Annotated in this window: 14 protein-coding genes; 10 read left to right on the top strand and 4 right to left on the bottom strand. The window is 59.0% G+C overall.

Features of this window, described 5'->3' with window-relative positions:
• Window positions 1-3 precede the first annotated feature (3 nt).
• The 3 genes from C793_RS0100855 to fliF are packed head-to-tail and all read right to left on the bottom strand — an operon-like array spanning window position 4 to window position 3,552.
• Window positions 4-792, bottom strand: a complete 789-nt coding sequence (locus C793_RS0100855; RefSeq protein ID WP_017429050.1) for a flagellar assembly protein FliH — start codon at window positions 790-792, stop codon at window positions 4-6.
• Entirely contained in the window at window positions 785-1,789 is a 1,005-nt protein-coding gene (gene fliG, locus C793_RS0100850) for a flagellar motor switch protein FliG (RefSeq protein WP_040475190.1), read from the bottom strand. Before fliG ends, C793_RS0100855 begins: the two co-directional genes overlap by 8 nt.
• Complete coding sequence (gene fliF, locus C793_RS0100845; RefSeq protein ID WP_026106025.1) at window positions 1,786-3,552, bottom strand: flagellar basal-body MS-ring/collar protein FliF; 1,767 nt, start codon at window positions 3,550-3,552, stop codon at window positions 1,786-1,788. The genes fliG and fliF overlap by 4 nt, the downstream gene beginning before the upstream one ends.
• A 302-nt stretch (window positions 3,553-3,854) precedes the next feature.
• Here fliF and fliE point away from each other — a divergent pair, with 302 nt between their 5' ends.
• The gene (gene fliE, locus C793_RS0100840) at window positions 3,855-4,190 is read left to right on the top strand and encodes a flagellar hook-basal body complex protein FliE (protein WP_026106024.1); all 336 of its coding nucleotides are present in this window, start codon (window positions 3,855-3,857) and stop codon (window positions 4,188-4,190) included.
• Between the two features lie 308 nt (window positions 4,191-4,498).
• On the opposite strand, the gene C793_RS0100835 is transcribed toward fliE, so the two are convergent.
• Window positions 4,499-4,879: a flagellar protein FlaG gene (locus tag C793_RS0100835; RefSeq protein WP_017429046.1), complete on the bottom strand. Its 381-nt coding sequence runs from the start codon at window positions 4,877-4,879 to the stop codon at window positions 4,499-4,501.
• 287 nt (window positions 4,880-5,166) lie between these two features.
• Between C793_RS0100835 and C793_RS0100830 the strand changes: the two genes are divergently transcribed.
• The 9 genes from C793_RS0100830 (at window position 5,167) to motB (ending at window position 12,473) form a co-directional block, all read left to right on the top strand.
• On the top strand, window positions 5,167-6,858 hold the full coding sequence (locus tag C793_RS0100830; RefSeq protein ID WP_017429045.1) for an HD domain-containing phosphohydrolase: 1,692 nt from the start codon (window positions 5,167-5,169) through the stop codon (window positions 6,856-6,858).
• Window positions 6,859-7,046: 188 nt separating this feature from the next.
• On the top strand, window positions 7,047-7,460 hold the full coding sequence (gene fliS, locus C793_RS0100825; RefSeq protein WP_017429044.1) for a flagellar export chaperone FliS: 414 nt from the start codon (window positions 7,047-7,049) through the stop codon (window positions 7,458-7,460).
• A gap of 7 nt (window positions 7,461-7,467) precedes the next feature.
• On the top strand, window positions 7,468-7,881 hold the full coding sequence (locus C793_RS0100820) for a flagellar protein FliT (RefSeq protein ID WP_017429043.1): 414 nt from the start codon (window positions 7,468-7,470) through the stop codon (window positions 7,879-7,881).
• An 869-nt stretch (window positions 7,882-8,750) separates the two neighbouring features.
• Window positions 8,751-9,236: a flagellar hook-length control protein FliK gene (gene fliK / locus C793_RS14675; protein ID WP_017429042.1), complete on the top strand. Its 486-nt coding sequence runs from the start codon at window positions 8,751-8,753 to the stop codon at window positions 9,234-9,236.
• Window positions 9,226-9,507: an EscU/YscU/HrcU family type III secretion system export apparatus switch protein gene (locus tag C793_RS0100810; protein WP_017429041.1), complete on the top strand. Its 282-nt coding sequence runs from the start codon at window positions 9,226-9,228 to the stop codon at window positions 9,505-9,507. Before fliK ends, C793_RS0100810 begins: the two co-directional genes overlap by 11 nt.
• 111 nt (window positions 9,508-9,618) lie before the next feature.
• A complete protein-coding gene (flhD, locus tag C793_RS0100805; RefSeq protein ID WP_026106023.1) occupies window positions 9,619-9,948 on the top strand; it encodes a flagellar transcriptional regulator FlhD in 330 nt (109 codons plus the stop codon).
• Window positions 9,945-10,547, top strand: a complete 603-nt coding sequence (gene flhC, locus C793_RS0100800; RefSeq protein WP_340139663.1) for a flagellar transcriptional regulator FlhC — start codon at window positions 9,945-9,947, stop codon at window positions 10,545-10,547. The genes flhD and flhC overlap by 4 nt, the downstream gene beginning before the upstream one ends.
• Before the next feature lie 118 nt (window positions 10,548-10,665).
• Window positions 10,666-11,535, top strand: coding sequence for a flagellar motor stator protein MotA (gene motA / locus C793_RS0100795; RefSeq protein WP_026106022.1), 870 nt, complete (start codon window positions 10,666-10,668; stop codon window positions 11,533-11,535).
• A complete protein-coding gene (motB, locus tag C793_RS0100790) occupies window positions 11,532-12,473 on the top strand; it encodes a flagellar motor protein MotB (protein WP_017429037.1) in 942 nt (313 codons plus the stop codon). Before motA ends, motB begins: the two co-directional genes overlap by 4 nt.
• The last annotated feature ends 1 nt before the right edge of the window (window position 12,474 follow it).

The raw sequence follows: 12,474 nt of genomic DNA, 5'->3' as shown, positions 1-12,474 counted from the left end.
GGGTTACGGGCCCGATTGTTGGGTGTCGGTATCGTTGGGTGTTCTGCGTGTCTTGATGGCCTGCCAGCGGCTTTCAAAAGTGGCGTCAACGTCGCCCTGGGCGCTGGTCACGCGGCAGCTGCCGCGCCGGAGCTGATTATCCGGCTGAAGCTTCCAGCCGGCGGCGGCAAGTTCGTCGCCGAGTTTGGCAGCGACAAGCTCATTATCGTCAGGGTGCAGCCACAGGCGTTGCTGACCAATCAGGGGCGGCTCCGTGTGTAACAGATCCCGGACAACCTGTAATACCTGCTCGGGAGAGGCGTCAAGCGCTTCCCCGGCGAGGTTTTTGCCGGTTGACAGAGCGAGCTCGACAAGGTCTTGAGCGACTTCGTCGTCCAGCCGTTCCAGCGCGTCGGTAAACTCCCGGGCGAGCGGTTCAAGCGGTGCCACGGTTTGAGCTATCTGTTTTTCCAGCTCCTGTTTGGCCTGGTCGCGACCTTCTTCCAGCCCCTGTGTCCGGCCTTCTTCCTGTCCGCGCTCAAAACCGGCCTGATAGCCATCGGTCTCGGCTTGGCGACGAACGTCGTCGTAGAGAGCCTGACGCTTGTCGGCTTCGCGCTGCCGCGCCTGCTCTGCCGCCTTGCGAGCGGCGGCCGCGCGTTGCTTCTGTTTCGCTGCCTGGCCCTGTCGGGCGCCGGGAGCTCGAGGCTGCTGCAGCTCTTCCATCTGCCAGCGCTGCCAGTTGCCGTTACGGTCATATTCCGCCACCGAATGGTCGGTGTCCTGCCGGTCAAGACTGTTCTGCCTAGACATAGGCATCGTCCCCGCCGGTCAGCACAACCTCGCCCGCGTCTGCCAGGCGACGGACAACCTGAAGGATGGCCTTTTGCTCGGTTTCGACCTGGGAAACGCGAATCGGGCCGCGAGCTTCCATGTCTTCCTGAATCAGGTCGGCAGCTCGCTGCGACATGTTGCGCAGGAACTTGTCCACCAGCACGTCTTCTGCGCCCTTGAGTGCCACGACCAGCGAGTTGGTCTCGATTTCCTGAAGGACCATCTGAATAGCGCGGTTGTCGAGGTCGAGCAGGTTCTCGAAGAGGAACATTTCGTCGATGATCTTCTGGGCCAGATCTTCGCTGTGAGAGCGCACGGTTTCGATGGCGACTTCTTCCTGGGACGTGTTCATCAGGTTGAGAATCTCGGCAGCGGTACGTACACCGCCCATCTTGCTGCGCTTGAGGTTCTGGCCTTCCAGCATGTTACTGAGTACCTCGGTGAGTTCCTGCAGTGCGGCTGGCTGTACGCCGCTGAAGGTGGCAACGCGCAAGACCACATCGTTGCGCAGCTTTTCGTCAAAGAGCTCCAGCACATCGGCGGCCTGGTGGCGCTCCAGGTGTACCAGGATGGTGGCGATGATCTGGGGGTGCTCGTCGCGAATCAGCTCGGAGACCATCGAGGCTTCCATCAGATTGAGGGAGTCGATCCCCGAAGTCTCGTTGGTTGTTTCGAGGATGTCTTCAATCAGGCTGGTGGCCCGATCGCTGCCCAGCGCCTTGGTCAGTACCGAGCGAATGTGCTCGCTGGAGTTGAGGTTGAGCGCCACAAAGTCTTCGGTTTCACTCTGGAAGGCTTCGAGAACGGCCTTCATGTCTTCATGCGAGATCTGCTCGAGGCGCGTCATTTCCGAGCTGATTTCCTGCACCTCGTTGGATCCCATGTGCTTGAAGACTTCGGCAGCGCTGTCTTCGTCCAGGGCCAATAACAGAATGGCGCTTTTACGCGCGCCGCTCATTGATTCAATTGCGCTCATTTGGCATTCATCCAGCTGCGAATGATCATGGCGACCATGCGCGGGTCTTCCTGTGACATTTCGCGCAGATCATTCAAGTTGTGCTCGTACATCGAGGTCTTGCGCTTGCGTTTGCGGCTGGGCTCTTCGTACGTGTCCTCTTCCGCCTCTTCTTCGTCACCTTCTGCCTCATCGTCGCCTATGCTGGTGCTAAGCGTCGAGCCGGGTGACGCAACCGCGACCGGCTGCTGTGTGTAGCGCTTGATCAGCGGGCGCAGGATCAGCAGGTACAGCAGCAGTACCGCCAGGCCCACGAGCAGATAGCGGCCGAGGCTGGCGGCCATCGCCAGAACTTCGCGCCGTTGCCACCACGGCACGGCTTCTTCTTCCTGTTCCTTCAGCTCGGCAAAGGGCGTATTGACGACTTCGATCTCGTCGCCGCGGGGCGTCGAGAAGCCCATGGCCTGACGAACCAGACCCTTGACCTGGCGAATTTCGTCATCGGTCAGCGCGACCTGTTGCCATTCGCCTTCGTCGTTCATCTCATCGCGGTAGTCGACCACCACGGCGGCGGTCAGACGCTGGACCTTGCCACGGCGATATTTGACATGCTCGACGTTGCGATCCACTTCGTAGTTGACCACATCGTCCTGGTCGAGGCTGCGGACGGCGTTTTCTTCGGTATCGTCGGTCTGGTTGTTCTGGCCGCCGCCCTGGTTGTCTTCCGCACCGTCATCTTCCGCGTCGCTGTCCGGCGCGTTGATCGGTGAAGCAGCGGTGCCCGGCGGGGTGTTGCTCAGTGCGCCGGGAATGCCGGATGCCAGAGGGTCGTCGCCGTTGAGTTTCGTGCTCAGCTGGCGGCTGCGTACGGCGGCTTCGTTGGGCGGCTGGTTGGGCCCGTAGGTTTCCGATGTCTGCTCACGGCGGGAAAAATCGATCTGAGCTGCCACCTGGGCACGGACGTTATCCTGCCCGAGAATCGGTGTCAGGATGTTTTCGATACGCTCCTGATAGGAGTGCTCTACCTCGGTAATGTATTCCAGCTGGGAACCGTCAAGGTCGTTGTTCTGGCCGGTGTCGGCCGACAGAAGGCGCCCATCCTGATTGACCACGGTCACATCCGTGGCAGCAAGCTCAGGCACGCTGCTGGATACCATGTGGACTATGGCGCTGACTTGACCCTGGCCCAGTACGCGGCCGGGCAGAAGGGTCAACACGACCGAGGCCTTGGCCGGTTCGCGGTCGCGGATAAAAACGGAGGGCTTGGCCATTGACAGGTGCACGCGCACATCCTCGACCGGCCCAAGTGTTTCCATGGAACGTGCCAGTTCGCCTTCCAGACCGCGCTGGTAGTTGACCTGTTCGGCAAATTGGCTGATGCCAAAAGCCTGGTCATCGAGCAGCTCCAGGCCCACATTGCCACCGCGGGGCAGGCCCTGTTCGGCAAGCTTCAAGCGGAGACCGTCAACCCTCTCACCGGGCACCAGGATTGCTTGCCCGTTGTTGCTGAAGCGGTAGGGGATGTTACGGCTATCCAGTTCGGAAATGATGCGTCCGCCGTCGGCTTCCTCCAGGTTGTTGTACAGCACACGATAGTCGGGGCTGCTGGCCCACATCAGCAGCGCTGCCACAACGGCAATACTGGCCGCTGCGGCGATAAGCAGGGCAACTAGCGGGTTGCTGCGCAGCTGCTGCATGAGGCGCCCGGAAAACGAGGTGCCCCCACTGTTGGCGGATGCTGATGTTGTGTTCTGACGGCCTGCTGTTGCACCGGTTTCGCTCATGCGTCCCTCCGGGTGAACAAGCAAAGCCGGTGATGATCAAGGCGCATCACCAAAGAAGGCATAGGCTGTATCCGTCAATCGCGGTTGTCCGCAGGCGAGATGCAAGGCTGTCGCGAACAAGCGTTTCGCCAACAGCTGCAAGCCTGCAGAGCGGAATTATGATGAGCGCTATTATCCGGTGGCGTGTCCAGTATGAAGGAATGAAAAGCCCGGATTTTTATACGCATTTGTTCGCATAAGGCTAATTTTACCGATGTTATGCTTGCACCATTCTTACATCTTTAAGCGTCCAAGGCATCTGTATGACAACGCCCGCGATTCAATCAGCGTTACAGGAAATGCAAAGCCTCGCCTCCCAGGCCAGTCAGCAGCCGCTGCAGGCGGGTAGGGCCGCGAAGGCGGAAGAAGCTGATTCCGATAGCTTCAGCAGCGCGTTTGCCACATCGCTGCAGCGTATCAATCAGCTGCAGCAAACGGCAGCCAGCCAGTCGGAGGCCTTTCAAACCGGGGAGTCCGACCTTGAGCTCAACGATGTCATGACCAACATGCAGAAAGCCGGCGTCGGTTTCGAGATGGGGTTGCAGGTGCGTAACCGGCTGGTGTCAGCCTATCGTGAAGTCATGAATATGCAGGTTTAAGCTTGCTGCAGGAGAAGGGCGTGCCGTTTGATGTATGAGGCAGGTCCAGCGGCATGGCGTCTGTTTTCGCTTGCGAAAATGCCACCCTGGACAGTAGCTGAATACTGGGTGGTAGTTGAACAGTAGCTGTAACTGGATAGCAATCGTCGAGGGCGCTACGTTGGTTCGTAGCGCCCTCCTTGCTGTGCATTATCTGTCAAGTGTTGCCATGAGTCTTCGAGTTGGATGCTGACTGCCCCCGCTTTGTCTCGTATGAAGGGTCACGTTTGGACGTGCCCGAGCCTCCGGGTGCGATGCCTGTGACGAGATTATGCTTGTGAAGAAACAAGGTTGCCCTGCCTTTCACCCAGGCGTTCGGCAATGCGCAGCACTTCCTCGGCAGGGATCTGGCGTATCACTTCGCCCGATTCGCTATCAACGACACGGGTTACAACGCGTGCGCGCTCGTCGCTCAAGTCAAACTCGACGCCGTGGGGGCGCATGACATCATTGATGCGTTGAATCGGGTCAACCAATTCGCCCGAGGTGATGGGCTGGTCCTGCTCCTTGAGTGACTGTTCCTTCTGCGATAGCTCTGTACCCGGCGCGGGCAGCTTTTCCAGAGCGCCTTCGAGCCGCTGCCGCGGCGTCACGTCGTGGAGGGCCGAGGTTGAAAGCGAACCGGAGGCCTCGATAAGGGGTGAGTGCATGATTCCTTCCTCTTGAATTTCCGTGGTGACAGTCCGGCAGGTGGAGCAATGGCGTAATGCAGGGCTGTCCGCGTAAACTGGCGTCGACAGAACATTCGCTTGGATAACACCTTCAATCGTACAGCCGGCAATCAAAAAGCACGCTTCACGACAGCCGTGTTTCACAGCGATGTTTCACGAACCGGTTCTTGTGGTATCGGCAGCAATACCAGAAGCTTTAGTATAAAAAGATTGTTTCAGCAAGCCGGCGTCATGGCTTTTCAATGGATGCAGAGACGGGGCATTTGATGGCAACACAGGATAGTCAGTATGAAACCGTGGGCGGGTCGAAGGACATTGCCTCGTTGTTGAATGCGCTTATTGCCAGCGGTGGTGTTTCGCTATGCCTGGAGAATGAGGAGGCGGAGCCGGAACCCATTGTGCTGCTGGAGCAGGACCCCGGCCGGATGCTGACAATGGATCTGTCAGCGGTGGGGCACCTGGTTCTTCGCCTGCAGGAAGGCGAGGCGTTTTCGCTGCGTGGGCAGGTGGAAGGCAAGGTGGTGCGCACACCGCTGCTGTCCTTGACAGAGGTGCGCCGTGCCGGTGGCCGTTATCTTTGCTGTAGCCATTACCCCGAATCGCTGTGGGTGTTGCAGCAGCGTGAGTCATTTCGCGCTGAGCTGCGCATGGGAATGAAGGTGTCGGTCACGCTCCAGGGAAGCCATCAGGAAGCGGTGAAGGGCGATCTGCGGGACCTGTCCCAGGACGGCTGTCAGTTGGAGTTGCCGCTGTCGGCGAGCGGCATACTGACCGAGACCCGGAATAGCCAGGTGCAGTTGGAGTTGGCCTTCCCCGACGGCACCCGCTTTACGGTGCAGGGGGCGGTGCGGCATCAGGCCACGGATCCGGATCAGCAACTTTTGCGTGCCGGACTGCAGTTTGAGCAGTGCAGCTCAGAGCAGCAGCGGCAGCTATGGTATTTCGTGTGCGAGATCGAGCGTGAAGCGGCGCGCTACGACAAGGAAGCGCAGGAAGCCCGTCAGCCCTCTCCGCTTTTCGAGGTGCCGCAAAAACGTTCGGCCGGCGAGCATGTCGGGCGGCGCGAGTTTGCCAATTACGCGACGCCGGTAGCGCGGCGTCTGGCCAAGGTTGCGGCGTTTCTGGATGCCCAAATGCTGTTGCTGCAAAGCGGCAGCAATGTGGATTCCCGCCAGCTTTCCTACTATGCCGACCGCTTGCTGCTGCTACACGACGAGGACAGCGAGGCATTGCTGTTTGCCACGCGCTGTATGATTCGTGAACCGCTGCTGGTTCGCCATAGCCTGGCGGTCGCGGTGCAGCTGCTGGATTTGACCGGGGCCGGCATGCCGGCCGATGTGCGCAAAGCCATTGCTGCCAGCGGTATGGTGCACGATCTGGGTAAAGCGCTGGTGCCGCAGGTTCTGTTTCAGGCGGAAGCCTTTGAAGCGCCGCACCGCCAAACCTTGCGGGAGCATGTGCCGCTGTTGCTGGAGCGCCTGCATAATTGTCACTGGCTTTCGCCGCATGTTGCCAAAGCGATCATTGGCGGCATCAATGAGCGCATGGACGGTAGCGGTTACCCCGGCGGGGTAACCGGCGATCAGCTGAACGAACTCGCACGCGCCGGGGCGGTGGTCGATGTTGTCGAGGCTATGCGCCGGGACCGTGCCGATCGACCGGCGCGTACGGTGCAGCAGATCTATCGCCACCTGTTGCGCCACCCTCATCAGTTTGATCCGCAGTGGATAAAGCGCTACGTCGCTCACTTTAAAACGCTTCCGGTAGGCTCGCTGGTGCGCTTTTCCAGTAACCGGTTGGCATGGGTTCAGCGCGTTGATGCCGAGGGTAATCCGGTTGAGGTTCAGGTCACCGAGCACCCCGAGCCGCCGGCGCCGGATAATCTGGGCGGTGTGATTCGCGGCGATGTTGTCGAGCGGCTGGGGCAGCCGGTGGGTGAGGTCGCTGTTTCAACGTAAGGCGGCGCTTAAGTGAGCTGTAGATCAAATCTGCCAATAAAAACAGAGAGAGACTGCAGGGCCCGGGTTAAAGTCATCCCGTGTCGTGCCGATAATTTGTCAGAGCCGGCCCATAGGGTATCGGCTGCTATCAGGCTATCGTCAGCCAATATCGGTACGGCTGACATCAACAACGGAGTCGACGATTCATGACTTATTCTCGCGGTGCCGCCTACGGCAAGGGAGCTGACGCTTATGCACGTGTCGGTGTGGAAAGCGGCGTCATGTCGGCCAACCCCCATCAGCTGATCAACATGCTGTTTGACGGCGCCAACGCCTCCATACGGGCAGCGCGTATTCACATGCAGGCCGGCAATACGGTGGAAAAGGGCAAATCCATTTCCAAGGCGCTGGATATCGTCAACAACGGGCTTCTGGCAGCGTTGGACCGCGAAAAGGGCGGCGAAATTGCAGAGAGGTTGGGTTCCCTGTACGACTATATAGCTCGGCTGCTGTTGACGGCCAATCTGCGCAATGATGAAGAAAGCCTGGACAGCGCTGAAAGCCTGTTGGGCGAAATCGCATCGGCATGGCGCGAAATCGGCCAGCAGCAAAGTGCATGAGGCACTCATGAGTGACCCGACTCAGACGCAGGAAGCCGCCACACAACAGACCCTTCTGGATGCTTATGCAGCACTTCTCGACAGTGCTTCGCATATGCACGAGTTGGCCGTTGCCGGGCAATGGGCCGAGCTCATCGAGCAGCGCACCGGCTACATCATGCTGGTTGATAAGCTGCGGCGTCTTGATGCCATCGTTACGCTGGACGCGGAGGCTCGAGAGAGCAAGGCAGAGCTGTTGGAACGTATTCTGGATTACGATGCCAGGACGCGCCGCCAATTGATTGACCGGCGCGATGAGCTCGGCAAGCTGATCGATGTGTCGGAGCAGGAGCAGCGCCTGTATCGAACCTACGGGCCCCAGCAGGGACATGGCGATGCGTTTTACACCCATCATCAAGGCGATGCCAAGAGGTCGACGTGAGTACCATCACGCCGCTGATTGATACCCTGATGCATCAGGTCCTGGGCAAGGGGGGCAATCCGGCTCCCAAAGTGCTCAACGAGCCCGTGCGCCCGGTTGATCCGGGCGAGGGCCCTCGCGCCATGCGTAGCGACTCTCGCCTGGATGCGCGTGCGGATCCGCGAGCCGGCGGGCTCGGGCGTTTGTCCTCGGAACTTGATGCACTGCGCACATCGGCGCGTAGCGACGGTGCCAGGCCGCTTTCCCCAGGGTCTACCCAGACGCATTTCAGCCCGGCGGCGCGCAGTATCGCCGAATTGCTTATGCGCTTTCCCTCATCGTCTTCCGTGTTGCGTCCCCAGGCGCCCCTGATGTCGTCTACAGAAACGTCATCGCCCCAGGTGTTGGCGCAACGTCTTGAAGCCAGCGTGAAAGATAGCGGTCTTTTTTACGAGTCACATCTCAAGCGCTGGTTTCAGGGTGATATGTCGCGCCAGCAGTTGCAGCGTGAGCCCCAGATGCAACCTGGTGTGCGTCCATCGCCAACGGCAAATGTCGCTGCCGGCGGGGCCCGTGCATTGGCCATGAGCGGCAATGCCGGTGCATCACCCGCCATGATACAAAATCCTTTGTCGCCCGAGGGGGCACCACCGTTGCGGCTGCCGGCCCCGGTGCCGTTTCTCCTGCCGACCGGGGCGTCGTCCTCACCATTGGCATCTGCGGCTGGCGGCGGGTTTCAGCCGGGCGGCGGCGCCGGGCCTGTTCTGCCCGGTAGTATCTTGTCGCCTGTGCCCGTGGCAACCGCAGGCGGGCATACGGCGACGCCGCCGGCAGCGTCGGCAAACGCCACTCAGGGGGCAGCCACCGCGGGAGGCAACGCCGGAGTTGATATGGCTGCCGGCTTGCGACAAACGCTGGAGATGCCCCAGGCACACCAGGTAACACATCAGTCCCGAGAGGTTGTGCACGAAAGCCTGCAAAGCCTCGTGCGCCACCAGCTGGATATGCTGGTTGCGCCGACAATTCGTTGGGAGGGAGATGTCTGGGCGGGTATTTTCATGGCGCTTACGGTTAACTTGCCCCGGCGTGACGAGCCCGACGACCAGGCATCCGAGCAGGGTGAGACAAGAGATGAGTCCCAGGAAGGATGGCAGTCGGATATACGCCTTGAAGTGCCGGACCTGGGCGCTTTTGATGCCTCGCTGCGTCTGTATCGCAATACGCTGGCCATTGACTTGACCACGTCCAGTACCGGCGTCCACGAGCGCCTGGAAGACGGACTGCCAACACTGGAGCAGCGGTTGTCGGCGCTTGATCTGCAACAGGTCAGCGTACGTGCGCACTATCGGGAAGAAGAGGCCGGTCATGAGCCATGATGAGGGGCGGCGCCAGGCCGTAGCACTAGCTTATCAGGAGCACGAAGATGCACCGCGTGTGGTAGCCAAGGGCTATGGTGAGCTGGCCGAGCGCATTATGTCGGAAGCCAGTCGTCAAGGTATTTATGTGCATGACGCGCCGGAAATTGTCGCCTTGTTGATGCAGCTCAATATTGATGAAGAAATACCCGCCAGTCTTTACCAAGTGGTGGCCGAACTATTGGTGTGGGTATTCGAACTTTCCGGAGAGGGGGTGGCGCCCGCGCGTTGACACCTGGTACAGGCACTTGCATTGTAGGCCCTGTTCAAGGACATTATATGCACATAAATGCAATAAAAAGCCTGAAAAATGCACATTTGTGCCAATACCAACCGGGGCATCATGAGTCAGACAAATTTTTGTGACGAAATACAGGAAATGAATCTGGCCTATCTACTGCTGGCACAGCGCTTGCTGGGCGAAGATCGTGAAGCCGGAATGTTTCGCCTGAAAATTGACGCTGATATGGCCGACTTGCTGCTGTCGCTCAGTGCTCGGCAGTTGACTCGCCTTTCTCGAAGCCAGCAACTCCTCTGCCATTTTAGCCCGCTCGGTGCCGAGCGCCTGCGTCAGGTCACCGATAATCCGCGCGATCAGGGATTGGCAGGACTCCATGCCTCACTGCTGTTGGCCGACACGCCGTTTGAAACGCTCGCCGGGGAGGAGGAGTGAGCCGGAATCGGAAAGAGGTCGGCCAGCAGGAAGCCGGTCAACACAAGGCTAGCCGGAAGAGCCTGATGGATGAAATGCATCAGGTACAGCTTGCCATCGAGCTGATCGAGTTGGGGGCCCGCCTCCAGGTACTCGAAACCGAAACCGAGCTGAGCCGCACGCGATTGATCCGGCTTTACAAGGAAGTCCGGGGGATGTCGCCACCCAAGGGTATGCTGCCATTTTCCGCCGACTGGTTTATTACCTGGCTACCGAATATCCACTCATCGCTTTTCTATAATATATACCTCAACATCGTAAACCGGACGGGCTGTGAGCGTATCAAGGCTTTTGTCAAAGCCTACCGCCTGTATGATGAGCAGGTGAGCCTTGATGATGCCGAACCTGTGCTGGGGCTGACGCGGGCATGGACGCTGATCCGATTTTTTGAAAGCGATATTCTGCAGCTATCGATGTGTGCGCGCTGTGGCGGGCGCTTTGTCAGCCATGCCCATGCCCCCACTCAGGGCTATATATGCGGCATTTGCCAGCCGCCTTCACGAGCCGGCAAGACACGCAAGGCGTGTGGCACAAAATACGTCGCCACTTGCGATAGATGATTCAGGAAGGGCGCAGCACGTTGCCGGAGGCTATCGGCCAACCCCATACCTTACCGGGTATGGACAGTGAGGCGCTCTGCTGCCCGATGTTGACAGGAAAAGCCAAAGGATACCGCCCGTGATTTTGTTGACAGGTTATTTAGTCGTGTTGTTTTCGGTATTCGGCGGCTACGTGTTGTCCGGCGGCACCCTGGGGCCCATCTATCAGCCCACGGAGCTGCTGATGATCGCTGGCGCCGGCATCGGGGCCTTTATTGCCTCCAACAACGGCAAGGCTATCAAGGCTACGTTCAGGATCTTCCCCAAGCTTCGCCGCACGAAAAAATACAACCGCAACCTCTATATGGAGCTGATGGCGCTACAATACAAGCTGCTGTCCAAGATTCGCCGCGAAGGTATGCTGGGCGTCGAGCGGGATATCGATAACCCCGAAGAAAGCGCATTGTTTCAGGAACATCCGATTCTGCTGGAAGACCCGCATATCCTGAATTTTCTGACCGACTATTTGCGCCTGATGGTGAGCGGCGGCATGGAGCCCATGGAAATTGACGAGCTGATGCTGCACGAAATCGAAGGGTTTGAGCAGGAAGCCCATATTCCGGTTGATGCCATTAACCGAGTTGGTGACGCCATGCCGGCGTTCGGGATCGTGGCGGCGGTGATGGGCGTGGTCAAGGCGTTGACCTACGCGGACGCCAGTGCTTCGCAGATGGGCGAAATGATCGCCCATGCACTGGTGGGAACCTTTTTGGGTATTCTGTTGGGCTATGGCTTTATACTGCCGGCGGGGAGCCACCTGGGGCGCCAGGCCAAGGAAGCGGAAAAAATGCTCCAGTGTATCCGTGTCACGCTGTTGGCAAGCCTGCACGGCTATGCGCCACAAATTGCCGTGGAATTTGGGCGCAAGGCGTTGCATCACGCCGAGCGTCCGACGTTTACCGAGCTTGAAGATTACGTTCGTGAGGCCAAGAAGGCAGGCAGTGCATGAGCCAGGGAGGGGATCGGCGCCCGATCATCATTCGGCGCAAAAAAGTGGTTCACGCCCATCACGGCGGTGCCTGGAAAATTGCCCTGGCTGACTTCATGACCGCTTTGATGGCGCTCTTCCTGGTGATGTGGATCCTGAGCTCGGCCAGCCAGGAAGAGCGTATCGGCGTGGCTGAATATTTCAGCACCCCGTTGACGAGTGCCATTTCCGGCGGTGATCGCTCGGGCAGCACCAACGTCATTCCCGGCGGCGGCCCGGACCCCGCGCACAGCGACGGCGAGCGCGCGCGGATTGACACCCTGCAACATACGCGTCCCAGCGCAGAAGAGCGGCGTTTCTTTCGCAATGTTCAGGAGCGTATCGAGCGCACCATTGCCGAAGACAGCGAACTGAGCCAGATGCGCGACCAGATGCATTTTGACCTGACGCGGGAAGGTCTACGCATCCAGCTGTTCGATACCGAGAAAAGGCCCATGTTCAAGCTGGGCAGCGATCAGGTCGAGCCCTACATGCGCAAATTATTGCGTACCATGGCGCCGTTGCTCAATGACCTGCCCAATGATTTAAGCATCAGCGGCCATACCGATAGCGTGCCTTATACCGGTGGATTCAGCGGCTACAGTAACTGGGAACTTTCCAGTGACCGGGCCAATGCGTCGCGCCGCGAGCTTATTGAAGGGGGGCTTGATCCCGGTCAACTGTTGCGGGTATCGGGTTTTGCTGATCGCGTCATTTTACCCGACACTGACCCGGATGACCCGGCCAATCGACGAATCGAGCTTTTGGTGCTGCTGCCGGAAATTGCCGATGCCATTCGTCACCCGGATGTCATGGCCAAAATGCCTTCGCTGTTGCCGCAGGTCGGTGATGAGATGACAACCGAAGAGACAGAGGTTGGGGCTGAGGAAGCAACACAGCAGAACAAGCCGGAAGAATAAC

Source organism: Vreelandella jeotgali Hwa (assembly GCF_000334215.1).
Taxonomy (GTDB): Bacteria; Pseudomonadota; Gammaproteobacteria; order Pseudomonadales; family Halomonadaceae; genus Vreelandella; species Vreelandella jeotgali.
Note: the sequence above shows the minus strand (reverse complement) of the source record. Positions and strands in the feature narration are given on the sequence as shown.

What these genes read in the sequence shown, in the direction of transcription:
- C793_RS0100855 (WP_017429050.1), bottom strand. Translation starts at nt 792, where the DNA reads ATGTCTAGGCAGAACAGTCTTGACCGGCAGGACACCGACCATTCGGTG.
- fliG (WP_040475190.1), bottom strand. Translation starts at nt 1,789, where the DNA reads ATGAGCGCAATTGAATCAATGAGCGGCGCGCGTAAAAGCGCCATTCTG.
- fliF (WP_026106025.1), bottom strand. Translation starts at nt 3,552, where the DNA reads ATGAGCGAAACCGGTGCAACAGCAGGCCGTCAGAACACAACATCAGCA.
- fliE (WP_026106024.1), top strand. Translation starts at nt 3,855, where the DNA reads ATGACAACGCCCGCGATTCAATCAGCGTTACAGGAAATGCAAAGCCTC.
- C793_RS0100835 (WP_017429046.1), bottom strand. Translation starts at nt 4,879, where the DNA reads ATGCACTCACCCCTTATCGAGGCCTCCGGTTCGCTTTCAACCTCGGCC.
- C793_RS0100830 (WP_017429045.1), top strand. Translation starts at nt 5,167, where the DNA reads ATGGCAACACAGGATAGTCAGTATGAAACCGTGGGCGGGTCGAAGGAC.
- fliS (WP_017429044.1), top strand. Translation starts at nt 7,047, where the DNA reads ATGACTTATTCTCGCGGTGCCGCCTACGGCAAGGGAGCTGACGCTTAT.
- C793_RS0100820 (WP_017429043.1), top strand. Translation starts at nt 7,468, where the DNA reads ATGAGTGACCCGACTCAGACGCAGGAAGCCGCCACACAACAGACCCTT.
- fliK (WP_017429042.1), top strand. Translation starts at nt 8,751, where the DNA reads ATGGCTGCCGGCTTGCGACAAACGCTGGAGATGCCCCAGGCACACCAG.
- C793_RS0100810 (WP_017429041.1), top strand. Translation starts at nt 9,226, where the DNA reads ATGAGCCATGATGAGGGGCGGCGCCAGGCCGTAGCACTAGCTTATCAG.
- flhD (WP_026106023.1), top strand. Translation starts at nt 9,619, where the DNA reads ATGAGTCAGACAAATTTTTGTGACGAAATACAGGAAATGAATCTGGCC.
- motB (WP_017429037.1), top strand. Translation starts at nt 11,532, where the DNA reads ATGAGCCAGGGAGGGGATCGGCGCCCGATCATCATTCGGCGCAAAAAA.